General features: G+C 36.8%; 25 protein-coding genes. 7 read left to right on the forward strand and 18 right to left on the reverse strand.

The genetic code is table 11. The features are described 5' to 3' along the window. Positions 1 to 13 precede the first annotated feature (13 nt). The 3 genes from OLM54_RS08365 to OLM54_RS08375 all read left to right on the forward strand — a co-directional run bounded on the left by OLM54_RS08365 (position 14) and on the right by OLM54_RS08375 (position 3,067). Positions 14 to 949, forward strand: a complete 936-nt coding sequence (locus OLM54_RS08365) for a T9SS-dependent choice-of-anchor J family protein (RefSeq protein ID WP_264538135.1) — start codon at positions 14 to 16, stop codon at positions 947 to 949. 66 nt (positions 950 to 1,015) lie between these two features. Then, positions 1,016 to 1,780 carry a hypothetical protein gene (locus tag OLM54_RS08370; RefSeq protein WP_264538136.1) on the forward strand — a complete coding sequence of 255 codons (765 nt, stop codon included), beginning with the start codon at positions 1,016 to 1,018 and terminating at the stop codon, positions 1,778 to 1,780. Positions 1,781 to 1,972: 192 nt separating this feature from the next. After that, positions 1,973 to 3,067 carry a Fic family protein gene (locus OLM54_RS08375; protein WP_264538137.1) on the forward strand — a complete coding sequence of 365 codons (1,095 nt, stop codon included), beginning with the start codon at positions 1,973 to 1,975 and terminating at the stop codon, positions 3,065 to 3,067. A 66-nt stretch (positions 3,068 to 3,133) separates the two neighbouring features. Here the strand turns inward: OLM54_RS08375 and OLM54_RS08380 are convergent, their stop codons facing one another. The 9 genes from OLM54_RS08380 to OLM54_RS08420 all read right to left on the reverse strand — a co-directional run bounded on the left by OLM54_RS08380 (position 3,134) and on the right by OLM54_RS08420 (position 8,521). Beyond that, a complete protein-coding gene (locus OLM54_RS08380; protein ID WP_264538138.1) occupies positions 3,134 to 3,346 on the reverse strand; it encodes a (4Fe-4S)-binding protein in 213 nt (70 codons plus the stop codon). A gap of 10 nt (positions 3,347 to 3,356) precedes the next feature. Beyond that, positions 3,357 to 3,641 carry a GNAT family N-acetyltransferase gene (locus OLM54_RS08385; RefSeq protein ID WP_264538139.1) on the reverse strand — a complete coding sequence of 95 codons (285 nt, stop codon included), beginning with the start codon at positions 3,639 to 3,641 and terminating at the stop codon, positions 3,357 to 3,359. 76 nt (positions 3,642 to 3,717) lie between these two features. Beyond that, positions 3,718 to 4,917, reverse strand: coding sequence for an amino acid ABC transporter substrate-binding protein (locus OLM54_RS08390; protein WP_264538140.1), 1,200 nt, complete (start codon positions 4,915 to 4,917; stop codon positions 3,718 to 3,720). Positions 4,918 to 4,964: 47 nt separating this feature from the next. Further along, complete coding sequence (locus OLM54_RS08395) at positions 4,965 to 5,294, reverse strand: MoaF-related domain-containing protein (protein ID WP_413614466.1); 330 nt, start codon at positions 5,292 to 5,294, stop codon at positions 4,965 to 4,967. Beyond that, a complete protein-coding gene (locus tag OLM54_RS08400; protein ID WP_264538142.1) occupies positions 5,295 to 5,663 on the reverse strand; it encodes a nuclear transport factor 2 family protein in 369 nt (122 codons plus the stop codon). A 20-nt stretch (positions 5,664 to 5,683) separates the two neighbouring features. Beyond that, the gene (locus OLM54_RS08405) at positions 5,684 to 6,562 is read right to left on the reverse strand and encodes a pirin family protein (RefSeq protein ID WP_264538143.1); all 879 of its coding nucleotides are present in this window, start codon (positions 6,560 to 6,562) and stop codon (positions 5,684 to 5,686) included. Positions 6,563 to 6,575: 13 nt separating this feature from the next. Continuing rightward, positions 6,576 to 6,932: a nuclear transport factor 2 family protein gene (locus tag OLM54_RS08410; RefSeq protein WP_264538144.1), complete on the reverse strand. Its 357-nt coding sequence runs from the start codon at positions 6,930 to 6,932 to the stop codon at positions 6,576 to 6,578. A gap of 82 nt (positions 6,933 to 7,014) precedes the next feature. Then, the gene (locus OLM54_RS08415) at positions 7,015 to 7,671 is read right to left on the reverse strand and encodes a hydrolase (protein ID WP_264538145.1); all 657 of its coding nucleotides are present in this window, start codon (positions 7,669 to 7,671) and stop codon (positions 7,015 to 7,017) included. Positions 7,672 to 7,936: 265 nt separating this feature from the next. After that, positions 7,937 to 8,521, reverse strand: coding sequence for a Crp/Fnr family transcriptional regulator (locus OLM54_RS08420; protein WP_264538146.1), 585 nt, complete (start codon positions 8,519 to 8,521; stop codon positions 7,937 to 7,939). 232 nt (positions 8,522 to 8,753) lie between these two features. Between OLM54_RS08420 and OLM54_RS08425 the strand changes: the two genes are divergently transcribed. Both OLM54_RS08425 and OLM54_RS08430 read left to right on the forward strand, forming a co-directional pair. Beyond that, positions 8,754 to 9,707, forward strand: coding sequence for a retroviral-like aspartic protease family protein (locus OLM54_RS08425; protein ID WP_264538147.1), 954 nt, complete (start codon positions 8,754 to 8,756; stop codon positions 9,705 to 9,707). A 136-nt stretch (positions 9,708 to 9,843) separates the two neighbouring features. Next, positions 9,844 to 10,281: a DoxX family protein gene (locus OLM54_RS08430; RefSeq protein ID WP_264538148.1), complete on the forward strand. Its 438-nt coding sequence runs from the start codon at positions 9,844 to 9,846 to the stop codon at positions 10,279 to 10,281. Positions 10,282 to 10,347: 66 nt separating this feature from the next. On the opposite strand, the gene OLM54_RS08435 is transcribed toward OLM54_RS08430, so the two are convergent. From OLM54_RS08435 to OLM54_RS08445, 3 genes are all read right to left on the reverse strand, one after another. Further along, the gene (locus OLM54_RS08435) at positions 10,348 to 10,989 is read right to left on the reverse strand and encodes an FMN-dependent NADH-azoreductase (RefSeq protein WP_264538149.1); all 642 of its coding nucleotides are present in this window, start codon (positions 10,987 to 10,989) and stop codon (positions 10,348 to 10,350) included. Between the two features lie 97 nt (positions 10,990 to 11,086). Beyond that, a complete protein-coding gene (locus OLM54_RS08440; protein WP_264538150.1) occupies positions 11,087 to 11,521 on the reverse strand; it encodes a GNAT family N-acetyltransferase in 435 nt (144 codons plus the stop codon). Between the two features lie 119 nt (positions 11,522 to 11,640). Beyond that, positions 11,641 to 13,113 (reverse strand): PLP-dependent aminotransferase family protein, encoded by a 1,473-nt coding sequence (locus tag OLM54_RS08445; protein ID WP_264538151.1) that lies wholly within the window; start codon positions 13,111 to 13,113, stop codon positions 11,641 to 11,643. 193 nt (positions 13,114 to 13,306) lie between these two features. Here OLM54_RS08445 and OLM54_RS08450 point away from each other — a divergent pair, with 193 nt between their 5' ends. Beyond that, positions 13,307 to 13,774, forward strand: coding sequence for a carboxymuconolactone decarboxylase family protein (locus OLM54_RS08450; protein ID WP_264538152.1), 468 nt, complete (start codon positions 13,307 to 13,309; stop codon positions 13,772 to 13,774). Positions 13,775 to 13,904: 130 nt separating this feature from the next. Here the strand turns inward: OLM54_RS08450 and OLM54_RS08455 are convergent, their stop codons facing one another. From OLM54_RS08455 to OLM54_RS08480, 6 genes are all read right to left on the reverse strand, one after another. Next, a complete protein-coding gene (locus OLM54_RS08455) occupies positions 13,905 to 14,807 on the reverse strand; it encodes a glycerophosphodiester phosphodiesterase family protein (RefSeq protein ID WP_264538153.1) in 903 nt (300 codons plus the stop codon). Between the two features lie 6 nt (positions 14,808 to 14,813). Continuing rightward, positions 14,814 to 16,388: a calcineurin-like phosphoesterase C-terminal domain-containing protein gene (locus tag OLM54_RS08460; RefSeq protein ID WP_264538154.1), complete on the reverse strand. Its 1,575-nt coding sequence runs from the start codon at positions 16,386 to 16,388 to the stop codon at positions 14,814 to 14,816. A gap of 9 nt (positions 16,389 to 16,397) precedes the next feature. Continuing rightward, positions 16,398 to 17,831, reverse strand: a complete 1,434-nt coding sequence (locus OLM54_RS08465; RefSeq protein WP_264538155.1) for a SusD/RagB family nutrient-binding outer membrane lipoprotein — start codon at positions 17,829 to 17,831, stop codon at positions 16,398 to 16,400. A 7-nt stretch (positions 17,832 to 17,838) separates the two neighbouring features. Then, complete coding sequence (locus OLM54_RS08470; RefSeq protein WP_264538156.1) at positions 17,839 to 21,237, reverse strand: SusC/RagA family TonB-linked outer membrane protein; 3,399 nt, start codon at positions 21,235 to 21,237, stop codon at positions 17,839 to 17,841. A 129-nt stretch (positions 21,238 to 21,366) separates the two neighbouring features. Continuing rightward, a complete protein-coding gene (locus OLM54_RS08475; RefSeq protein WP_264538157.1) occupies positions 21,367 to 22,302 on the reverse strand; it encodes a FecR family protein in 936 nt (311 codons plus the stop codon). 89 nt (positions 22,303 to 22,391) lie between these two features. Next, complete coding sequence (locus OLM54_RS08480; protein ID WP_264538158.1) at positions 22,392 to 22,976, reverse strand: RNA polymerase sigma factor; 585 nt, start codon at positions 22,974 to 22,976, stop codon at positions 22,392 to 22,394. Positions 22,977 to 23,285: 309 nt separating this feature from the next. Here OLM54_RS08480 and OLM54_RS08485 point away from each other — a divergent pair, with 309 nt between their 5' ends. Next, positions 23,286 to 23,933 (forward strand): HD domain-containing protein, encoded by a 648-nt coding sequence (locus tag OLM54_RS08485; protein ID WP_264538159.1) that lies wholly within the window; start codon positions 23,286 to 23,288, stop codon positions 23,931 to 23,933. Positions 23,934 to 23,975 lie beyond the last annotated feature (42 nt).

The raw sequence follows: 23,975 nt of genomic DNA on the forward strand, positions 1-23,975 counted from the left end.
TAAAATTAAAAAAATGAAAAAACTATTACTATTAACGGCTTTATTGCTTTCACATGCATTTTATGCACAATTTCCGGTATGGGTCAACTCTTTTGAATCTGCCGATGATATGGTTGGATGGACCTTTCATGACCTCAACTCAAATGGAAACAAATGGATGCAGGGACCGAATATTTATACGAACGGAACGGCTTTAACATATGGCGCCTCAGGCTCACTTCGCTATTCTATTAGTTTGGTACCATCCGGAAATGCAACCGGTTTTGCTACAGAAAATGACTGGGTAATTTCTCCTGAAATTGATTTAACATCGGCTTCAGGTACTATTACGCTTGCTGCTTATATAGGCAGACAAAGAACAACGCATGTAACGCTGGGCAGATTTATATATATCTACGTGAGTACAGCACAAAAACCAGTACCTGATTTATCAGATTTTCAGGCAATCGCAGTAGATGCACAAGGAAATCAAGTTGCTTCTCCGTATCTGATAACTGCCGGACAGGCTGGTAATCCGTTTCCAACTGACCTGACTCAATTTGTAGAAAGCCTTGTAGATATTACTGCATTTGCAGGAAAAAAGATTTATATCGGTTTGTGGTCCAATAGAATAAGCAGCGGTCCTACAGGTGGAACAAACGTGCAGAATATTAATATTGACGAAATGGCTATTTATGCTACGACATTATTAGGTACAAATGATATAGAAAAAGGCAGCATTGCTACAAAAATCCTGCAAAATCCTGTTGCATCAGAATTGTTGCTGGATCTTAGCCCGTCTTTTTTACCGGAAGTGACAAAAGTTAAAATTTACAATATGGCGGGACAAGAAATAATGACCGCGCCTTACACTACCAGAACTAATGTTGCTTCTTTATCAAGTGGTGCATATCTCGTTACTATCACTGATGGTCAAATTGTTGAAAGACTAAAATTTATCAAGAAATAACGTGCTGCTATCCTAAAATAAGGCATCTGAAATGGATAAATGCAAAAAAACAGAATATAATTAATCATGAAAAAGACGAAAACATTTATAATTGGAATACTTATTTTAATAATGGGATTGCTTGCTTTGGCTTCTTGCGAAAGCGAACTTACCAATACTATTGATGCGGCGCAAAAACCGGTACAGATAAAGATAAAAGGGTATTCAAATCCTCACGAGGTTCAATTTAAATTTAACGATGAACCTGTTTTGATAAACCAGAAAAGTACGTATACCGGAAACATTGAAACTTCATTGCAATTTGTTTCAGACAGAGGTGAAAATGACCGATTGAGTCTTTATGATATTGCTACCGGTAAGGAACTTGCCAAGTATAATATTACTTATGATACCGCAGATGATTATAAAGAACTGTTTTTCTTTAACCTTCCGGATATTTTCCTTGAGACTTATGCCGTAAAACCAACAGTAAATGTAGGGAGAGTTGGTTTTGTATTTCTCTTTTCAAATCTTGGAGAATTTTCCGGCTCCGGACTTAAAAGCGTGAAAGGCGTTTTAAAAAGAGAAAATGGAACAATCCTGGCAGAATTTGCAAACATAGGGAAAGAAGGTTTTTCGGAACTGAAAATATATAGTTTTTTTAGCGCCACAGCGCCTGTATTTCTTGAAATCTATAAACCCGGAACAACTGAACCTTATGCAGGTTCTTCTCCAATAAAAGTACAAATTATTCAGAACATTGGAGCCAATATGATTGTGCTGCAGGAAAAATTAGAAAACGGCAATCTGGTTGTTAAAGGAGATATAGATATCGCCGATTATTTGAATTAAAAACAAAAATAGTGTTTTATTTGTTGTTGTTTTTTTAAACCCCAATAGTTATTATTGGGGTTTTGTTGTTTTAATATGCGGTGATTATCTTTATTAATCACCGCATATTTGCGGTTAAAAACCAATATAATCACCGCATAAATTGTAAATGCGGTAAATAAGGCATATATTTACCGCAAAAATGCGGTGATTATGTATGCACATCAATTAAAAGAATGGCCCAATTTCAATTGGGATTCATCAAGAATTTTAGCAAAGCTAGCCGAAGTAAGATATCGTCAAGGTAAGATATTGGGACAAATGCAAGCTCTTGGTTTTAAGCTTCAGGAGGAAACTATGTTGCAAACATTAACTCTTGATGTTATAAAATCGAGTGAAATTGAAGGTGAGATATTAAACCATGATCAGGTACGTTCTTCAATAGCAAGGCGATTAGGTATTGATATTGCAGGAACTGTTACCTCTGACAGAAATGTAGACGGAGTCGTTGAAATGATGCTCGATGCAACACAAAACTACCAAAATGAGCTTAATAAAGATCGAATATTTGGATGGCATGCTGCACTTTTTCCAACGGGAAGAAGTGGAATGTACAAGATTATAGCAGGAAACTGGCGTGAAGATATTATGCAGGTTACATCAGGTCCTATAGGTAAAGAGACAGTACATTTTGAAGCACCTGAGCCAAATATAGTAGCCAGTGAAATGCAGACTTTTTTAATTTGGTTAGACAGTCAAAATGAAATAGATCCCGTAATAAAAGCTGCAATTGCACATTTATGGTTTATTACTATACATCCATTTGATGATGGTAATGGAAGAATTGCCAGAGCAATTACCGATATGATGCTTGCGCGCGCTGATCAAAGTAAACAACGATTTTATTCCATGTCGGCGCAGATACAAAAAGAAAGAAATGACTATTATAATATCTTAGAATCAACACAAAAAGGAGATCTTACGATAACGAATTGGCTGGAATGGTTTCTTGACTGTTTGTACAGATCTATGGAAAACACCGATCTGACTATTGAAAAAACAATAAAAAGAGGTGCATTTTGGGAAGTTAACCTTGACAAAAATTTTAATGTACGCCAGACAAAAATGCTGCAGGTACTCTTGGATAATTTTTTTGGTAATCTCAACGTTTCCAAATGGGCAAAAATGACTAAAACATCTACAGATACTGCTCTTAGAGATATCAAAGATTTATTGGAAAAAGAAATATTAGTACAAGAAGGTGCAGGAAGAAATACCAGTTATAAATTAAAAATACATAATGAATAAAATCTATGAATTACATTTAATTACCAATTATCTGGCTGTGATTGATTTTACAGCCAGATTATAGGTTTAAGATTCTCTATAGGTCAATGCTCCTGACGGGCAGGCATCAATCTGACTCTTTAAGGCTTCCAATGATGCATTTTCACAATTAATCCACGGTGTTGCTTTTGGTTTATAGACTTTCGGCAGCGTTTTTACGCATACACCGGCATGAATACACTTTTTGGGCTGCCATATCACTGTCAGATTTTCCTTTTGATATTCTTTTGTTATTTCCATTGTTGTGTATTTAAAATTTTAATACATCCTGAATATCTTCTGTCTTTTTGAACATGGCTGCTGCAAATGGACACAGGGGTATAATCTTTATATTTTTCTCTCTCGCCATTTCCACGATTTTGTAAAGCATTTGTTTACCTACGCTTTTACCACTATACGCTGGCTCAACTTCAGTGTGATCTATAATAATCAATTCTTCCCCAGCGATAGAATAGGTCATTGCGCCTGCTCGTTTTTCATTCACCTGTGCAATTGCAAAGCCTTTGGCGTCATATTCTTTTAATAAGATTTCCATTTTTTATTTAAAATTTTTGTTTTTATCTATGTTTTATCCTAAGATAAATGAATAAATTGCTGAGCTATACGTCTTTTCAATTACCTGGCGTATAAGGATAAATAAGCGAACCCGATGCATATTTTGCGGGAGCTACCACTACCTGAGCGTGACTGTCCTTAAATGTTTCCAACTCTGAATTATCAACATTTTGGAATTGTACCTGTATAACACGAGGTTCAGCCCATTCTCCGCCCTCTCCAAAACGAATAGTACCCATTACTGTTTCAAAAGAGTTTGTGCGGCAATATTCAGCAAGTATTTCATCATCAAAACTGCCCGTTGCTGTGACAGCCTGCTCCAATACCTGCAATTGCGAGTACGCAAGCGGCACGACGTAAAATCCGAGTTCGTCTACATTTTCAATTTTGGCACGTGCCTGATACCTTGACAGTACATCGGCAACGCCCGGAAAATCCATTTTTGGAACAGGCATCCAATATTCATAATTAACAAAGCCATTTAAAAGCGGTCCAAGCTCTTTCTTTACTGAGGCGCTTTGAGGTCCAATCATTGCCCCGCCAACCATTTTAGGACGGTAATCGCCAGCATTGACGGCGCGCACTAAACCTACAGAATCCTTTAAGTACGAGCAAAGAAAAAGTACATCGGCATCAATAGTTTTTAACTCCGACAGGATTGGGCTAAAATCTTCAGTATCCAGTGAATAGGTCTGTTCATAGATGATTTCCAAACCATATTTGGCAGCATTTTCTCTTGCACCCAATACCGGATTACGCGAAAATTCAGCATCGGCAGTAAGTATTGCAACAGTTTTGGGCTTCGGTTCCTGAGAAGCTGCCAGTTCAAAAAAACTCTCCGTTAGTGACGAATTGGGTGTAAGGCCGGTAGGTATCATAGCAAAGTAACGGGAATACTTTAAAGTACTGTTAACTCCTAAACCCATCAGCCCGATCAGAAATTTTTTGCGTTCCATTATTAGAGGCAATGAAGCGCCAATAGTATTTGTACCATAACCTCCAATGACCAAATCTACTTTTTCTTTATCAAGCAAGTCGCGGTAAATTCCGGATACCTGTTGCGCATCGCCATGATCATCTACACAGATCAATTGCACCTTGCGCCCCAGCAGACCGCCTCGTGCGTTAATGTCTTCCTCCCATATCTGGTGAGCCAGTCTTGCCGATTTTGTGTTTTCGGCTACCGGACCGGAAAGTGAAAGGCTGTAACCAATACGGATTTGCTCCGATTTAGGCGTATTTGATGATACATTCATGTCTTCCTGCTTTTATTTGTTTCTTTATTATTGAGTAAGGTTTACTTTTAATCCTGCAGAAGCTTTATCGTACCTTTCATGGTATAAAAGCTGCCGTCCGGCAAGGTGGCATTACTATAAACAATCTCATTTTCATGATCTTCAACATGTGTTACCGTGGCACCGGAAATTTCTTTCCACGTAACCATATAGACATTCGGGCGAATTTCGGCAATTGTAGTTTCGACTTTTTCGGTATGTCCTATTGCTGTTAATTCACCGTCTAAAATTGTAAATATCAGCGAATTGTCTGATTCAAAGAACAGCTTGACTTTTAAAAAGTCCGTCTCCATCTTGTAGGTATTGCCTGTTAGACTGTTTTTCATTTCCTGATACATTTAAAATGATGTCATTGCGTTGCCACTCGCCGACTTTGAAGCAGGAACTTCCTCTTGTACCACATCCCAGTGTTCTGCTATTTTTCCGTCTTCGAACCTAAAAATATCTACAACAATCACCGGAACCGGTCCCCAGCCATGCACCTGACTATGGGTAATAACAATATCGTCCTGCTCCACAATTATTCCCGGGTGCCACTTAAAGTTTGCATCTAAAACAGGCAGTAAATCTTTAAGCCCCTGATGACCATCTGTCATTGCCGGATTATGCTGTTTGTAGGTTTCATGCCAATAAAGGGCTATGGCTTTACTATCTTTTTCGTGAAACAATTCATTCATTGCTTTTAGTACGATTTCTTTATTTGTCATTTTGTTAGATGTTTTAGGTTTTAGACTCGCCCTATTTTATTATCAATTTTGCCATATTTTCCGGCATAAAAGTCACGGTAAGCATCTGCTATTTCCGATTCGCTGTTCATTACAAATGGACCTTCAGCTACAATTGGCTCTGTGTACGGTTCACCTCCAAATAAAATTATATCTGTGGCTTCCGGCAGATTATTTTCAAAAGTTATTTCCCCAGCAATTCTGTCAAATTCTACAAATTCTCCTGCTTGAAATTCAATACCATTAAGGATTGCATTCTTAGTGGGCAAAAATGCTGCAACCTCAACTTTTTCTTCAATGGCAATGGTAAAATTTTTACCTGCCTCAAGTTGAATGTGATATAAAAACTGTTCTGAATAATTGGGTATTACAGACTTCAAATCCTGATAATTACCCACTATAATTTTTATCCAGCCACTATTATTTGGTAAAGTTTTATTTGGCACTTCATTACTTTGAATGGCTAAATATGCTGGCTTTTCAGCTTTATTTTTTGAAGGAAGGTTAATCCAAAATTGAAAAGCATGAGTCCGGTTACTTTTTGTTTGAGAATCTACATTTAAAGTTTCATCATGAATAATTCCATTTCCGGCTTTCATCCATTGAATACCTCCTGAATACACTTTTGCATAATTTCCGGCACTGTCAAAATGTTCATCTTCGCCTTCAATAATGTAACTTAGTGTAGCTATGCCTCTATGCGGGTGTGCTCCGGTACCGCTGTTTGCAGAAGATGATGAATGGGCTTTTGGAATAATATGATCTAAAAATACAAATGGACCAACGGCATCAGTATATCGGTTCGCCAATATCCTGTAAATTGTTAAGTCCCCAATATCAGCTCTTTGCCCCTTTGTTGAAAAACTTGTTTTCTTTTTCATATTTTAAATTTACTTAGTCAAGAAATACATACAACGATTTGATTTTTCCATTCTCAAAATGGGCTATATCCATACCTGTAGCAACAGGTTGCTGACCTTTAGGACCTGCTCCCCAAATGAGCCTGCCTATACTGTTGTTGATGATAACGGGTTTAAGTTTGGTAAAGACAAAATCTGGAGGCAATTGTTTAAGAGTGCCTGTTACGCTATTATTTATCGCATCCAGTCCTGTCACCTGATCGCCCACGTGATAGAGATTTGCCTCTGTACTGTATATTTTTTCGATTGCTTTTAACCTCACGCCCGGATCTCTTTCATTCCAAACCTCGTTAAGATTATATTCCATCATGATGGCTGCTTCGTTTGTCATGTTATAATTTTAGCGGTTACTATTTTTAATCGGATTAAAATAACAACACCCTGAATTGATCAGGATGTTGCTTTATTTAGCATTACTTGTTTTCTTGTACAGGTGTAGCCAATAGCTGCAATTCCCAGGCAAGAGCAACTCCGCTTCCTCCGGCATGGTCTATCATAAGACTGCCCAGTGCGCCTGCTGTCTCAATACGAGCCCAGTCGCGTTGCCATTCAGAGACTACAGCCACCCAATTGATTGGTGTAATACCATGTTGTACCATACGGCGTACTGCCATATCGTGCCCTTCTTTTGAAACTGAACCACAGGCATCAGTAACAACAAATACATCATAACCTTCGGCAGCAGCCTGAATTGCCGGCATAGCCACGCAAACCTCTGTCCATAAACCGGCAATAATCAATTGTTTACGACCGCTTTTTGCAACGATGTCCGTAACATTAGGATCTTGCCATGTATTAATGAACGTACGGTTAATTGGCTTTTGTTCAGGAAACACCTCTTGAATTTGTTTGATAAGCAAACCGCCGCGTTCTTCAATAACTGTAGTCAGGATAGTTGGAACGTTAAAGATTTTCGCCGCCTTAGAAAGTCCTGCCACGGCATTAATGATCATAGTAGGCTCGTGACTATGCAGATTAGCGAACTGAAATGGCTGATGGTCGATCAATACTACGATACTGTCCTCTGGACGCAACAGGGCTTCAAGTCCTGTTTTGATACTTGTTTGCATGTGATAAAATATTTAAAGATTACTAATTATTCGAATGAATACTCAAGTTAAAATTATACGCAGGAAGGCATCTGAAAAGTCAGATTTTGCATTGTTTATATGTAATGAAGCAGTAAAATCATCGCAGATAAATCCTTCGCTGGAGGCATAATACTTTGTTTTAATTATATAAGCAAAGTTCTATTTTACAGCACGAATTAAAGATGACATATAACGAAAAAAAAAGTAGACATATGTCTACTAAATTAAAATGAACGATAACAACCTATTCCTTTTGCAGGAGCTGGCGTTTTATACGGCTTAGTGTATCTTTAGTGATACCAAGGTAAGATGCTATGATATGTTGAGGAAAACGTTCGAGTAAATTGGGATAACAGTTGATAAAATCAGTATAGCGCTTGTCTGCGCTGGCACTTATTGATGACGTTATTCGCCTTTGATTGGCAATATTATTTCGATCGTCCATCATTTTTACTGTTTCGATAAAAGCAGGACAGCGCTGGAATAGTTCTAAAACATCTTGTCTTGAAATCATTAGAAGTTCGGTATCTTCCCAAGCTTCAATATTATAAACTGACGGTGTAGACATTGTATAGCTTTCCCTGTCTCCAACCCACCAATTTTCGATGGCTAGCTGTATAACATGTTCTGCACCTTTATCATCTACAGTATATTGACGCATCGAACCTTTCAGAATAAATCCAAAATGCCTGCAAATGTCTCCTTCTTGTAAAAAGTATTGTTTTTTCCGTAGTTTTTTATGGGTAAAATAGCTTTTTACCGTCTCAAAATCCTTTTCTGAGATACCACTGGACGAGTGTTGATTAATATAATCTAATAATTGTTCCATTATTTCTTCCTTGGCGTAAAATTAAGTATTTTTTTTGATAGTTGTTCGTTCAAACAGCGAGGCATTACATTAACCTCTTGATAGTTTTTAATTACTGTGATCTCTAACTATTTATTTAAACAACTATTCTAATAATACATAGACATTTGTCTTCTTTTTTTGTCGACATTTATCATCTTTGCATTACTTCAGTTTCATGAACTTTGCTTTTATAAATAAGAAAATAAAATATATGTCACGTTTCAATTTACCTTTTTTGTTGATTAGTATAGTATTATGTTGTTCTGTAAACCAAGTAAAAGCTCAGGTTTTCGAAAAAACACCGGAACTTCATGGCGACATTGTCGTGTTTCCAATTACCCTTGTCAATGCTTTCCCTTTTATTTCAGGGACAGTTAATGGTGTCGAAGGCAAATTCATGTTCGATACAGGAAGTGCGGCTACCATTGCGCTCAATGATAATTTTATCAAACTGCCCAATAAAAAAATAAAAGGCAACGGTGTTGTTGCCAGTGGACAAACCTTTAATACCAGTATAAATGATACTATCCGCGAAATCAAGTTTACAAATGGTATTACGTATCAGAATCTGGAAAATATCACCAGTGCAAATTATGATTTTCTACAAAAGTACATCACACCAGACTGCAGCGGCTATATTGGTCATAATTTCTTTAACGGTTATCTTTTTAAGCTGGACTACCTCAGCAGGAAAATTACATTTTATAAAAATTCTGCCGAACGCAGCAATTCCAAAGATTTTTTAGCAAATGAAAAGGTTCTGGCTGTTATTGATTTCGAGATTCGAAAATTACCAAATCATCCTATCATTAAAGTAAAAATAGATGGTGTCAGTGTTTTAGGTGCATTTGATACAGGACAATATGGATTATTACAATTAGATTCTGCTTCTGATAAATTGCTTAAAAGCAAAGGATCGGTTATTAATCTTGGTACAGACGGCAGTGGCGATACGCTGCTAAACGTTAAGAATATTGTTTTGGACGGAAAATTTAAATGTGTTTTAAAAGGATTAGAATTATCTGATTTAGAAGGCACTCAGATCACCAGAAAAGCATTGGGTATTACCGAGCCGAATCTGCTGGACATCGGTTACCGCTTCTTTTCGCAATATAAAACGGTTTGGGATTATACTAATAAGAAAATTTATATTCTTGAATATTGATGGTCGTTAGAATTTAAATTCTTCTGGACTACTCAATAAAGCAAAGCTGGTCTAAAAGGTGCTTTCTGCCTCTTCTTATTTTTGAACAAGAGAAATAATCAATACTAACAACTCAACTGTTTAAAAATAAAAAGAAATGAAAAATTCAAATGAAATCCCTCAATTATTCTTACGAATTGCCCTTTCATTGGGCTTTATTCTTCCGGTAATGGACAGAATTGGATATCTGGGTGCGCCCGGATCAGGTAAGGTTGCATGGGGTGACTGGCAGCACTTTGTAGATTATACCAATACGCTTCTTCCTTTTCTAAATCGAACAGCTGCAAATATAATGGGGTTTGCCGCCTCTATTGCCGAATTAGTGATAGGAATTTGCCTGTTTATTGGCTTTAAAATAAAATTAGCTTCGATAGGTGCAGCGCTTATAACTTTCACTTTTGCAATTTGTATGATGGCTACATCAGGAATTGGTGCCCCATTTCAATATCCTGTTTTTGTTTTTACAGGTGCAGCACTTGTACTGTCAGGACTGGATAATTTTAAATGGAGTTTCGATAATTACTTAAAGAAATAAAATAAATAGCATGAAAAAAAGATTGTCATTACAGGATGAAGCCTCCATTCATCCTGTAAAATATACCTATGACAAATGTGTCTGGATTAGCTCCTTTACTTTGGCATTTGATTTTTTTACTGCAGCTTCAAATGCTTCCGTGCCAAATGCTTCACCGTCAACGCTTACTTCCTGAATATCAGTTACACCAATGATATTGAAAACAGTTCTTAAATAAGGAGACTGAAAATTCATGTGTTCATTATATTCTCCTTTTTCATATCCCTGTGCTCCTCTTGAGAGCAGAAGAACCAAAGATTTATTTTTTAAAAGACCAATATAGGGATTCTTCATATCTTCTCTATTTACGATCCAGGTTTCATTTACCCTTAAAACCTGATCTATATAGGCTTTTAGCGAGCTTGGAACTGACCAGTTATACATGGGAGTGCCCAGAACAATAACATCAGCATCTTTAAGTTCTGCTATAAGTTCTGTGCTAAATCGTAATGCTTCTATTTCCTCTGGGGTTCTGTCTTCTTGAGGTTTGAAGGCACCGGCTATCCATTTTTCATCTACGTGCGGAATATTACTTTTGCCCAGATCCCTGAATTTTATAGACGCCTCAGGTTTGCACTCTTTGTAATATTCAACAAAAACATCCGTAAGCCTTCTGCTATGGGATCTCTCCTGACGCGGGCTTGCGTTAAGTACTAATATTTTTTTCATTTTGATAATTTTGAGATAAATTTAGCCTGACGGCTGAATAAAAAAGTTAATGTAGTTGAAGAAATACAGCTGTATTTCTTTGAATGTTATAAGCTGTTTATGCTTTTACAATCTTTGCAAAATGATGGCAGGCCAGAAAATATCCGCTGTTTAAATAAAGTCGATGTGCAGGATGCAGCGCAAAACCGCTGTCCAGATGTACAGAATTTATACCTCTCGCCAAAGCAAGCTTGTCAACATATTCTAAAAGTTTTCCTGCATAGCCTCGCCCGCGATACTCAGGCAGGGTAAAAAGATCATCGATGTAGATCATCTTTCCGGTCCTTAACATATCCATCGCCCTAAATCCTATAAAAGCTGCCGCTTTGCTTCCATCGTCAGATGGTATGCATGCCAATTCAAAGCCACCGCTCTTTATCATTTCAAAAACTTGTTCTATCAGTCCTGACGGCTCGAGATTTGTTCTGAATTGTAAAATCGCTTCTTTTGCAAATTCTATATCTGCCGGTGTCTGAACATTTAATATCTCCATAATTTTATTTTATTTATTACGGATCAAAATTAAAAGTCAAAAGAATGCCGCCCGGAGACCAGATTATAATAATAAGCTAGTCCACAATATAAATAAGTAATCTAAAATGGAGATGTGACTTATAGGCTTTGAGCCGTTTTTTTAATTATACTGACAGCTTCTGCGAGTTCCAGCTCATTTAAAGAAGCAAAACCAAACCTAAAGGCATTAAAATGCGCATCTTTTCCGTTGCAATAAGCACTGCCTTTTATAGAAAGACCTTTCAAATTTGCCTTTTTAATAATTTTAGATAAATCATACTCGGGTTTGAATTTAAGCCATAAAGCCATTCCGCCTGTCGGTTTTGTAAAATCAACCATATCACCAAGTTCTGTCCTTACCTGATCAGATAGAAAGTCACACCTTTGCGAATAGAGTTTATTGGTTTTTTGAATGTGTCTGGCGAGATCTCCATTGGCGATCATACCGGAAATAGTTTCTTCCATTATAAAATCACCTCTCAAATCAATCAGCGTTCTCATTCTGGCAGCAGCCTGCAAAAAATCAGAAGCAGCAATCATATAACCTAAACGAAAAGGAGATCCAAGAACTTTAGTAAGCGAGCCTATATAAATTATATTGCCCCGATGATTACCGCTCGCCAATGGCAGATAAGGATCATATTTGAACTGAAAATCATAATCATAATCATCTTCGATAACGGCAAAGTTATAAGCATCAATAAGCTGCATTAAATGATTTCTTCTCTCCATACTCATTGTAACTGTCGTAGGATGATGGTGATGCGGAATAATATACAGCAGTTTTATAACATTCTTTTTTAGAATATTTTCCAGTTCCTCTGTGCGCATACCATCGGCGTCCATTGGTATACGGATAAGTTCTGCGCCCAGTTTTTCAAAAAGGGTTTCGGCGATGAAGTACGTTGGCTCACTGACCACAACTTTATCGCCGGGTTTTATAATAAGCGATGCCGCAATATATATTGCCATTTGAGCGCCGCGAGTTGTAAATAAGTTCTCAACTCCCATATCGATTCCACGAGTCTTATTAAGAAATGAACACAGCGATATTTTAAAATTAGCGGAACCTCCGTCTAAATTTACTGCTGAACGCTTGCTTGAGGCAGAAGATTCCAATGCCTTCTTAAACTCCTTTGCTATGGTTTGAACAGGGAGCAGTGAAATATCGGGAAAACCGTCATTGATCTCTATACGGCAGTTATTTAATGACAGCGATAAAGGCATAACAGGTTCATAGTGCTCAAAATCAAAATTTCCACTTTCTGAAAACGGACTGATTCTCTTACTGTTATAGGATCTTGGTCTTACCATAGGCAAATTTGGCGATACGGTATAGCTTTTACGTGGCAGGTTATCTATCCAGTTTTCGGATACGAGAGTTTCATATGCTGCCACTATTGTTTTTCTGTGAAGCTGCAGGTCAAAGGCAAGGTTACGGGTACTTGGAAGTGCAGCGCCCGGAGGAAGCTTTCCTTCCTGAATTAATGAAATAAACTGTAGTGAAATCTGCCTGTAAATAGAAAGACTGTCTTTTTTATCAATTATTATAAGGTTTTTATAAGGTAGCATATCCGGTTACTGTTCATTTTCTAGTAGTAACAAATATACCAAAACTGGACTACTAATGAAATATTTTCTGGTCCGTAATTCAGGTTTTTATGTATAATAGTTTTGCATCACCACAAAGAGTCTATGATAAATGCATCAGGAAGATTGAATAAATATTCCAAATTTTAATATAAATAATTTTAATTGAGGTACTATGGGAAGCAGATTACATTTTGAAAGTTTTATTAAAGAATCCTATAAAATACTAAGCCAGCTTGATCTTCTTATTTCAAATTCAGGAATGAACAAACTCCAGCAGGGGTTAATAAAAATCAGGACTTCGCAGATTAATAATTGCGATTTCTGTACAGCGCTGCATACCTATGATGCCATTAAACATGGTGAAGATCCCCAGAGAATTTCTCTGCTCAGTTCCTGGAGAGATGGCAAAAAATGGTTCAGCAGAGAGGAACAGCTTATTCTGGCTTTATTAGAAGAAGTGACCACAATATCAGGTCATGGATTAAGCAGCGAAATCTACAATACTGCTCTGGATACTTTTGGCAAAGAGAAAACCGGCAAACTAATTATTGCAGTCGCAAACATAAATGGATGGAACAGGATTGCCGTTTCGGCAAAAAAAAGTCTTTTTGAGTTTTCCGGTATAATAGCAATGAGATGATAAATAATAGTTCTGGTTAAATATTAATTTAATTGAAAAAACCTTCAAAATCATTGATTTTGAAGGTTTTATAGTATAATAACAAAGAAACAGTTTCAATAAAAAATGATACTATTTTTGTTTTAAAGTTTTATAATTTACGCAATACCTTTTCAGGATAATCTGTTATAATTCCGTCTACTTTCAGGTTGAGCATATGATCGATATCTTTATCTTCATTTACTGTCCATGGAATTATTCTTATTTTCAAAGATCTTATAGATGCCACTTCGTCATTGTTAAGCAATTTGTAATGAGGACTGTAAATTTCGGGTATAAAATCAAGCATCGAGAGATTTTTAACAAAAGTGCCTTCTCCAACAAGAAAAGCAATTTTTGTTTTGGGATACATTTTATGCATCACATTTAAAACTGCGGGATCAAAAGACTGAATGTTTATTTTTTCCTCAATTCCTTTATTCTTAATGATCTTCATCACCATTGCCGAAAACAAAGCAGGCTGTGGCTGTCTCTTATCGTAATCTTCTTTTTCAGACTTGATTTCGATATTGTATTTCACAGGTTTTAGCTTATTTCTGGTGATATAATTCTCGACACTGTCTATCACTTCAGATAACAAAGGTTTATAGGTTTTGATTTTTTGCTGCGCCGGAAAAGCTGCATTGCCTCTCGAACCGCTGTCAAACCTTTTAATGCTGTCATAAGTCATTTCATAAAGATTATAGCTCTTTTCTTTGTCCTTTTTAATTGGTTTTCCCACAAGATCGCTCATGTACTGCGCAGCCATAAACGGCTCGTGCGAAACTACCACTTTTTGGTCTTTAGAAATTACTACATCAAGTTCTATAACAGCAGCGCCTTTTTTTACTGCACTTAGAAAAGCCGGAATTGTGTTTTCAGGAAAATTACCGCGATCACCGCGATGTCCCTGAACTTCAACGCTCTGTGTCAGCTGTTTGTTTACAGTACCGGCACAATTATATGCAGTTATCAGCACGGTAAAAATGCATATAAACTTTATTGTTCTGATCATTATCTCTTATTTTACTTTGTCTATTCTGTAATTGCTGGTGGCTGTATGAATTTTGCCAAACATATCTGTCGCCTTAATTTCGATAGTATGTGTGCCTAAATCAAGATTTGACGGAATATCTCCTCTCCATACGTGTGTGCTTTTTTCAGGATCCGAAGAACGTTTTCCCGGCATCAATACTTCTGAAAGTTCCCATTCGTAAACCAGTTCTACATAAGATGGATCTTCTGCCTGTACATAATCCATGTCTTTCCATTCTCCCTGATCTACACGGTATACTACTTTGTCTTTTTTGCTTCCCATGAAAAAGTTCGCAAACACGCCAGATTTGGTGCGCTTTCCTTTTGCAACCACTTTTGGAGTAAAAACTTTCATTTGATAATCCTGTGGTTTTCCGGCTGTTTTATAATCTACCGTATATTGGTTTCCTGCAAAATGAATAAAAGCATATCCTTTTGGTGTTCCGTCTCTCATAACCGAAATAGGAATTCCTTTCTCGTCCAATTTTCCGGAATACCAGTCGCCTGAAGTTGTCCCGATATTATAATGATGATGCGGTTTCTCTTGCAGCCAGCCATCTTTTTGATCGAAAAAATCCTGACGCTGCATATGCGTATGAGCTGAAAGTGACAATGTATTTGGAAAATCTTTCAGCAATTCAAATAATTTTTGGCGATCACTGTCTCTGAAAGAATCGTCTTTAGCATCCGGTTCGCTAAGCGGAATATGAAAAGCCATCACAATTAGATTGTCTTTAGGAACTACTTTCAAATCATTTTCAATGAATTGCATTTGCTCCTCTGTAAAACCTCCCCAATATCCTTCATTATCTCTTGGGTCCGGATATAGTACATCATCCAAAATAATAAAATGCACTTTACCATAATTAAAAGCATAATTCGCAGGTCCAAAATGGGCTTCGTAAGTTTCATCAGCCATATTATCTGCCTTGGCATCAAAATTCAAGTCATGGTTTCCTAAAAGATTGTACCACGGAATCCCAATTTTTTTTACTGCCTGAATGTAAGGGTTAAATAAGTTCAGGTCATTTCCTACCAAATCTCCCATACTTAAACCAAACGGAATATTTTTTATTCCTTCAACTTCTGAAACTATTCCTCTGGTAAAAAAATCAACTTCTTCAAGATTATAAGGCTGTGGATCTCCAAAAACAAGTGCTGTAAAATCAGCCGTTTCTTTTTGTGTTATTAATCCAAAATCAACAGATTCGGGAATTTTTCCTGTTGGCGCTACACCTTCAAACTTACTTTTAGGTGATCCTTCCGGTTTATAATTGTAAAAAAACTGTGGAAGATTATCTTTGTTAACCAATATCTTATATCCCGATGGTTTAATTACAGCAATAATAGCGTTGTTTTCCAGAGGAAGTTCATAGTTTCCTTTTTTATCGGTTAACGCTACCTCGCGCCCATTGGTTACTGCAACATTGGCGATACCTTTTTCTTTTTTATCCTTTTTTCCGTTTTGATTTAAATCTTCAAATACGTTTCCTTTTACAGTAGTTTGCGCTGTTAAAATTCCGCAAAACAGTAAAGCACTAAATATAATTGTCTTTTTCATTTTAATTTTTTATTTGTCCCACCAAACTTTAGAATTGATGTTATCGCCTCCAATCATCTGAATGGCTTCCTGATAGTTTTCTGTATTTTTAATCTGCTGATTGTCCGGATAAGTGAATCTTGAAGGCATAATTCCTCCGTTCAGCATTGCGGTTGTAGTAGGCAATACAGGCAATCCTGTTCTTCTGTATTCAAACCATTGTTGATAATCGGTAAAATAAAGTGCATAATATTTTTGAAGCATTATTCTTTCCAGTGTTCCATTGTACTGCGCCTGCACATTGTCAAAATAAGTTGCCGGAGCTACTGCTTTAACCTGTTCTATAGCCGACTTAACCGCTTTTACATAGTGTCCGGCAGCATCAGCAACGTAGCCGCGTTGCGCCATTTCTGCCTTGATAAATTCTACTTCGGCATAAGTCATAATAAAAATCTGCATTGGGTTTGTTGCCTGCGTATTCAAAAGTGTTGAGGCATTGTATTTAAACTGTGAATCTGAACCTGCATAAGCACTTGTAATTCCTTTAAATCCAAGTGGCGCATTCGTAACCAAAGCCGTTGCACCTGTTGCAATTATTGCTCGTCTTGGATCTTCGAGAGCATTCAGATTATCAATAAAAAATGACGCCATTTTTATATTAAGATTAAAATCCTGAGGTCTTCCCCATGGAGACATGTTTGGAGAAACGCCCGTTACTTTCAAAATTGCTCCTTCTGCGGTAGTGGTAAAAACAGGATAAATTTCAGGATGCTCTATCATATACGTCAGCTTTTCAAAAGCCTGAGTTTCGCTGCGGTTTGAAATTCTTAATAACAATCTCATTTTTAAAGAATTGGTAAACTTTTTCCAGCTGGCTACTTTATTCTGAAATAAAATATCTTCTGCATAAATCATTGGTTTACTCACATCGTAAAGTGTGTTTGCTCTTTCAAGATCTGCTAACAATGTTTCATAGATGAATTCCTGTTTATCATATCTCGGATACAAAATACCATCTTCTCCACGTGTCGCTTCGGTCATAGGAACCGGCCCGAAAAGATCTGTTAAATTGGCATATACCAAGGCATTAAGCGTAAGGGCAATCGCTTCATAATTACCGTCTTTTGCCTTTTCAGACGCCATGCGCATTTCTCTGATGTTATTAAGCCATTTGTAATAATTATTCCATGCGGAATTACCAATATTATTGCTGACATCATAACGATGAAGTCCGCCTGTAATGCTTGGAAAAGGCAGTGATACCTGCATCAGGTTGAAAGTAACATCAACACTCTGCAAAGCATTCTGAGAAGCAATTCCGTAAATTATTGGGTTTAATAATGTACCCGGACTTACCTCGGTAATAAGGTTAGGATTTTCATTAAGTTCTTCAAAACCTTGTGTACAGGAAATACTCATTCCGGTTAGCAATACTAATATTGCCGCAATTTTTATCTTTTTCATTGTTTTATTATAAAGTCAAACTTAAATTAAAACCATAGGTTGTTGGCGAAGGCATTTGTCCGGTCTCTACGCCCGGAAGAATCGTGTCTCCGTTTAATGCGGCAGTTTCAGGGTCATAAATTGGGAAATCTGAAATAACCGCTAAATCTCTTGCAAAAACAGAGAACTGAACCGACTGCAATCCGGTGTCTTTAAGCCATCTTTTTGGCATAGCATATTGAAGACTGATTTCACGTAGTTTCGCATATGAAGCATCAAACGAATTTGACTCAATATTAGCCCTGCGGTAATAACGTACATACCAATCTGCTGTGGCAACTTTCTTTGTGTTTGGCGAATAAGTTCCATCTGCATTTTGGATTACACCGTCTCCAATGATATAACCTTCTGCCCTGCCCATCTCATTAGAATTTAATTTACCCTGCTCTGCAAGTTTGTGATGTGTCATTGAATACAGAACACCGCCATATTGCCCGTCGATTGTGACGTTCATGGTGAAATTTCCAACCGTAAAAGTATTGGTTAAACCTGCTTTCCAATCCGGGCTTGCATCGCCAATGTATTGAATTTCTTCAGGATAAGCCGGAAGACCTGCGCTGTCGTATACAATTTTTCCGTCTGGTGATCTTACAAAACCAAAGCCATAAATGGCACTCGTAGTTCCGCCAACTTTTGCAATGATAGAAGCAGTTCCGCCTGTTCCAATAACTTGTTGTCCGTCGATTCCTTCCGCAAGTTCCATTACTTTATTCCAATTGCGGGACCAGTTCAGGTTTGCATTCCATTTGAAATTTTTATTATCTATAAATTTTCCGCCAAGGCTAAGCTCAATGCCTCGGTTTCGTACTTCTCCTCCGTTTAATACAGCGCCACTGTAACCTGTTGAAAAATCCATCGGAATATCAATAATTTGATTTTTTGTGCTGCTTTCATAAACGGTTGCATCAGCTGTAAGGCGATTATGAAGCATTCTGATTTCAAAACCAGTTTCAAAACTCGTCGTAATCTCCGGTTTAAAATGATCATTATATAAAACCGTTAACGTCTGGGCTGAACTTGGAAATGCACTTTGTCCATAATATTTTTGCGTTTTATAAGGTTCGGTATCATTACCAACCTGTGCATACGAAAATCTGTATTTTAAATAATCAATCGCTTTTGGCAAAGCTGCCATTTCTGAAACGATTAAACTTGTGTTTACAGACGGATAAAAGAATGAATTATTTTTTACCGGCAATGTACTCGTCCAGTCATTTCGTCCTGTAACATCTACAAAAAGCATTTCGCCATACGACAGAGAAACCAATCCATAAAGACTATTCATCTTTTTATAGGCATCTCCCAAAGTTAAAATTGGAGCACTTGAACCATTCGAAAGTTTGTAAACTCCGGGAACTACCAAGCCTGTTACTTCTGCCTCAGTTCTTCTGTATTTGTAACTCATGGCATTTCCTCCGGCTGAAGCAGCAAGAGAAAATTTGTTTCCGAAATCTTTTTTATAAGAAAGTAAAAAATCAGAATTAATTTCCTGTTTGTAAACATCCTGTCTTTCATAGAAACCTTTTGCATATCTATTGATACTATAAGGTCTTTTTTGTTCTCTGGTTTGATTGTACGTATTAAGAGCCGAACGAACCATTAAATCCAGATTTGGTGATAATTTGATATTGGCAAAAATATTACCAACAATCTGATCACTGTTTAGCGTATTCGTTGCCTCATATGCAATCAGGTAAGGATTATCAATAAAAGAACTAAACGGATGCAATTGCTGAATTTGTTCTTTTCCCTTTTCCCAAATTGGGCGATACCAGTCCAAATCTATATTGGGCTGCTGGAAAATCATAAAATAAGCAATAGAACCATTATTGTAACCCGTTGAAGGTAGATTATCGCTGTTTCTGGTATTGTAGTTTACCGTAGTACCTAATTTTATTTTATCTGATACCTGATAATTAGCATTGATTGCCGCTGTTACCCTGTCAAAACCAGTGTTTGGCATAATCCATTCGTTTTTTTGATGACCTAATGAAAGACGCATAGATCCCTTATCGTCACCGCCCTGAATAGAGATATTATTATTTAAAGTTATCCCCGTATTCCAGAAATCTTTGCGGTTATCTCTGTATGAAGTCCACGGAACTCTGGTTGCTGATTGCCCCTGAAGTGTTGGATCATATTGATAAAAATTCTGTCCGGTAAAAGCTGGTCCCCAGGCGCTGCTGGTTCCGCTAGTACTTGTTCCGTCGGCAGAATTGCCATAAGAATAATACTGATTGCCCAATGCATCCGGTGAATTACCCGTTCCTTGTCCATATTTGTATTGATAATCCGGCCATCTCTGGATTTTATCGAATGACGCACCTGTGCTGTAAGAAATACCAAGTCCTTTGTTTTTCTTTCCTGATTTTGTGGTAAGAATCAAAGCTCCGTTTGCGGCGCGGCTTCCGTAAAGTGCCGTAGCTCCCGCGCCTTTTAATACCGTAACACTTTCGATATCATCAAGATTAAGGTCTGAAATTCCGTTACCGTAATCAATTGGAGAATCCTCGCCCATATAAGCGCTTGTTGAACCTGAAGTTGTCATCTCTGCATTTACCGGAACTCCGTCGACTACAATAAGTGCATAATTTCCTTTAGGGCTTAATGATCTGTTTCCACGAAGTGTAATCTGCTGCGAATTTATAGGTCCTGAACCTGCTGAAGTAATGCTTAATCCGGCAACTTTTCCTTTTAAAGCAGACGACCAGTTATTTGATCTTGCCTGAGATAAACTTTCTGATTTTATGGTTTGTTGTGAAAAACCAAGTCGTTTTTCTTCTCTCTTAATCCCTAAGGCAGTTACCACAACTTCATTTAACTCACTTGTACTTACTTTCATGGTAATTGTCAGCGGCGAATTGCTAATGGCAACATCCTGTGAAAGATAACCAAGATAAGAAACCGTAAGAACTGCTGAGGAGTTTGAAACTGCAAAACTGAAATTTCCTTCCATGTCTGTTAAAGTACTGGTTTGCGTTCCTTTTTCAAGAACTGTAGCACCCGGAATAGGAAAACCACTTTCATCCAGCACTTTCCCGCGTACCGTCATTTGTACACGCAAATTCTTTGTTACTATAATTGTGTTATTAATTTTTTTGAAAGAGAGTCCGGTTCTTTCTGAGATTTTTAAAAGAATTGCATCAAGGCTTTCTTTTTCAGCAAAAATCGTGATACGCTGAGAGGTTCCTGATATTTTTTCGTCAAAAACAAAAGTGAATGCCGTTTTTTGTTCAATTACTTTAAAAAATTCTGTAATTGTTGCGTCCTTTAAATTTAGGCTGATTTGATTTTCCTTTGTTGGATTTGCCATTGCAAATCCCTGCAAAGTCAAAAAGAATGTTATCAGTATATAAAGATTTTTCATCTTAATATACTTATTGAAAAAAAATTGTAGTTTCGTATTCATTACTATTGGGCTATAAATTTTTATTTGTAGTCTTTTTTTTAACGCCCGTTTCCGTTGCACCGGAAGCGGGTTTTTAGTTTTTTAATGTTAAGGCATCTTTCTTCTTATAAGGATATGATTTTGGGTTACGTAAATTATTTTTAATTGTTTCAAAAAGGCAATACTTTCCAGTACATTCTCTAATTTTTCATCTTTAAACTTTCCTGAAATAGTGAGCTTTTTTATTTCCTGATCTTCAAATGTAATATCGACATTATACCAGTTTTCAATGATTTTTGCAGTTTCAGAAAGTGATGTGTTTTTAAGGACAATAGTGTTGCTGGTCCAGGCAATTCCTTCAGAGCTGTCATCTGTAGATATGTGAAAATCAGCATTGCGTTTCAGATCAGCCTGTTCATTTTTTACAATAACTACTTTCTTTCCTGAGGCAGAGCTAACTTCGACTCTACCCGTAAGAACACTTACTTTGGTAGATCTGTGTTTATAGGAATTGACATCAAATGAAGTACCTAAAACTCTGACTTTTACATCGTGAGTTTGTACAATAAATGGTCTTTTTACATCGCGAAAAACTTTAAAATAAGCTTCTCCGCTCAATTTGATATTTCGGGTTTCACCAAATTCTTCCGGATACGTAATACTGCTGTTGGAGTTTAGCACAACGACACTTCCGTCTTGAAGCAAGACTTCTTTTTTCTCTCCTTTAAGTGCAATCTGAATGATTTCTTTTGGCGTCAGGGCAAATTTTAAAACTGAAAAAGAAATTCCAAGTGCAACAATTAAAATCGCTGCAATTTTAAGGGCTTTTTTAAATTTGAAATTTCGAGGCTGTTTTTTGGTCTGTAATTCCTGAAATATTTTCCCAAGAATGATATCGCCTTTTGCATCGGGAAATTGATACAGATTAATTGTTGAATTATCCTGCATCTTTTCGAAAAAGGCTTCAACTGCCGTTTTTTCTTCGGGTGTACAAGTACCTTCTGTGTATTTTTTTGCCAGTAGCAAAAGGGTTTCTTTTTTCAAAATAAGTGCTTTTATAGATAAGTCACCAATTTTGATGTGTACAAGTAGTCGAAAAAGCAGTCTTAACGTTTTCTTAAAATAACTATTATTTAGTTAACATAAAGAAAGGCTGCCCAGTAAAAAATCAAAGAATTATAATGTCCGTTAAGGCGGAGTTGTTTTAAAGCATTGCTAATGTGCTTTTCGACAGTATGAATGGAAAGGCTTAATTTTTCTGCTATTTCAGCATTCGAAAAGTGTTCGATACGGCTTAATAAAAAAACCTCGCGGCACTTGGGCGTTAATTGACTTATCTGGTTCATAATGCCTTTTTCGAATTCAATGTATTCGATATTATCAACGGTATTGTTTGGCTCCGGAATAGTCTCCAGAACTTCAAGATGTTCACGGTCAAATTTTAAGCTTCGGATATGATTGGCAATTTTATATTTAACTGCCCTGAAAAGATAAGCTTCTAAATTGAGAATGACTGTATTGGCTGTATTTTTCCAAAGACTGATAAAAATTTCCTGAACGATATCTTCACAGATTTGTTCTTCTTTATAAATCTTAAAAGCATAGGTGTACAATTTCTTCCAATACCTGTCGAAAATAATTGCAAACGCATCATGATTCTCCTGAAAAATCAATTTCTGGAGTTCTTCATCAGACATTTGCAAAAGATGGTTTTTCATAATAGATTTAAAAGAACAAATGAAAACCAACAAACAAAAAATACCTAAAAAGTTGATTTATCTTTATGTTAAATTAAAGCTTTGCGTCTAATATTTGGTACACGCTTATTTTAACTTAAAGAGAATTACCAATTAAGTATAAATGATAAAATTGTAATTTTGTTGGTACTTCTTTTTTAGGCTTTACACCGGAGTATTTAAGTGAAAAAAGGAAAAAATATTTTTCTTAAACTAGTTCAAGAATATTCATATTCATGTTTTTTAGCTTTGTGAAAACAAATAAACTCATGGAAAAAATTATTGATAATTATGGCAATTTCAGGTAAAATTATAGCAGGAATAAAATTGCCCGATAGTGTAATCGCTACGCAGGCAACAGCATTATTACGCGAACATGGCAGTGATCTTTTATACAATCATTCTTTGCGCACTTTTCTCTTTGCGTCTCTAAACGGTCAGCAAAATAACATTCGATACGATGCAGAATTATTATATGTCAGCGCCCTGTTTCACGATTTGGGATTAACTCCTCATTATCGCAGCAATGATAAGAGATTTGAGGTCGACGGTGCTAATGCTGCCCGCAATTTTCTTCTTGGTCACGGTGTTTCGCCACAATCATTGCAATTAGTTTGGGATGCCATCGCGCTTCATACATCACCGGGTATAGCGGAATACAAAGAACCTGAAGTTGCGTTACTGAATTTTGGAGTCGCCCTCGACGTAGTAGGAAAAGGATACAATCAGTTATCGAATGCTGATCGCGATGAAATTGTAAAAGAGTTTCCTCGAAGTGAGTTAAAGAAAAATATAATACCCACCTTTTTTGACGGCTTTAAACATAAACCGCATACAACCTTCGGGAGTATGAATGCAGATATTTGTTCCTGCATGATGCCTGATTATAAACAATTAAATTTTTGTGATGCTATTTTGCATTCGCCTTGGTCAGAATAAAAGAATTTGGAGCAGAACTGAAAGTTATAAAATAATAGGAAT

This window comes from Flavobacterium sp. N1736 (assembly GCF_025947065.1).
Classification (GTDB): domain Bacteria; phylum Bacteroidota; class Bacteroidia; order Flavobacteriales; family Flavobacteriaceae; genus Flavobacterium.

Coding starts and splice junctions, on each gene's coding strand:
- OLM54_RS08365 (WP_264538135.1), top strand. CDS start 14: ATGAAAAAACTATTACTATTAACGGCTTTATTGCTTTCACATGCATTT.
- OLM54_RS08370 (WP_264538136.1), top strand. CDS start 1,016: ATGAAAAAGACGAAAACATTTATAATTGGAATACTTATTTTAATAATG.
- OLM54_RS08375 (WP_264538137.1), top strand. CDS start 1,973: ATGTATGCACATCAATTAAAAGAATGGCCCAATTTCAATTGGGATTCA.
- OLM54_RS08380 (WP_264538138.1), bottom strand. CDS start 3,346: ATGGAAATAACAAAAGAATATCAAAAGGAAAATCTGACAGTGATATGG.
- OLM54_RS08385 (WP_264538139.1), bottom strand. CDS start 3,641: ATGGAAATCTTATTAAAAGAATATGACGCCAAAGGCTTTGCAATTGCA.
- OLM54_RS08390 (WP_264538140.1), bottom strand. CDS start 4,917: ATGAATGTATCATCAAATACGCCTAAATCGGAGCAAATCCGTATTGGT.
- OLM54_RS08395 (WP_413614466.1), bottom strand. CDS start 5,294: ATGTATCAGGAAATGAAAAACAGTCTAACAGGCAATACCTACAAGATG.
- OLM54_RS08400 (WP_264538142.1), bottom strand. CDS start 5,663: ATGACAAATAAAGAAATCGTACTAAAAGCAATGAATGAATTGTTTCAC.
- OLM54_RS08405 (WP_264538143.1), bottom strand. CDS start 6,562: ATGAAAAAGAAAACAAGTTTTTCAACAAAGGGGCAAAGAGCTGATATT.
- OLM54_RS08410 (WP_264538144.1), bottom strand. CDS start 6,932: ATGACAAACGAAGCAGCCATCATGATGGAATATAATCTTAACGAGGTT.
- OLM54_RS08415 (WP_264538145.1), bottom strand. CDS start 7,671: ATGCAAACAAGTATCAAAACAGGACTTGAAGCCCTGTTGCGTCCAGAG.
- OLM54_RS08420 (WP_264538146.1), bottom strand. CDS start 8,521: ATGGAACAATTATTAGATTATATTAATCAACACTCGTCCAGTGGTATC.
- OLM54_RS08425 (WP_264538147.1), top strand. CDS start 8,754: ATGTCACGTTTCAATTTACCTTTTTTGTTGATTAGTATAGTATTATGT.
- OLM54_RS08430 (WP_264538148.1), top strand. CDS start 9,844: ATGAAAAATTCAAATGAAATCCCTCAATTATTCTTACGAATTGCCCTT.
- OLM54_RS08435 (WP_264538149.1), bottom strand. CDS start 10,989: ATGAAAAAAATATTAGTACTTAACGCAAGCCCGCGTCAGGAGAGATCC.
- OLM54_RS08440 (WP_264538150.1), bottom strand. CDS start 11,521: ATGGAGATATTAAATGTTCAGACACCGGCAGATATAGAATTTGCAAAA.
- OLM54_RS08445 (WP_264538151.1), bottom strand. CDS start 13,113: ATGCTACCTTATAAAAACCTTATAATAATTGATAAAAAAGACAGTCTT.
- OLM54_RS08450 (WP_264538152.1), top strand. CDS start 13,307: ATGGGAAGCAGATTACATTTTGAAAGTTTTATTAAAGAATCCTATAAA.
- OLM54_RS08455 (WP_264538153.1), bottom strand. CDS start 14,807: ATGATCAGAACAATAAAGTTTATATGCATTTTTACCGTGCTGATAACT.
- OLM54_RS08460 (WP_264538154.1), bottom strand. CDS start 16,388: ATGAAAAAGACAATTATATTTAGTGCTTTACTGTTTTGCGGAATTTTA.
- OLM54_RS08465 (WP_264538155.1), bottom strand. CDS start 17,831: ATGAAAAAGATAAAAATTGCGGCAATATTAGTATTGCTAACCGGAATG.
- OLM54_RS08470 (WP_264538156.1), bottom strand. CDS start 21,237: ATGAAAAATCTTTATATACTGATAACATTCTTTTTGACTTTGCAGGGA.
- OLM54_RS08480 (WP_264538158.1), bottom strand. CDS start 22,976: ATGAAAAACCATCTTTTGCAAATGTCTGATGAAGAACTCCAGAAATTG.
- OLM54_RS08485 (WP_264538159.1), top strand. CDS start 23,286: ATGGCAATTTCAGGTAAAATTATAGCAGGAATAAAATTGCCCGATAGT.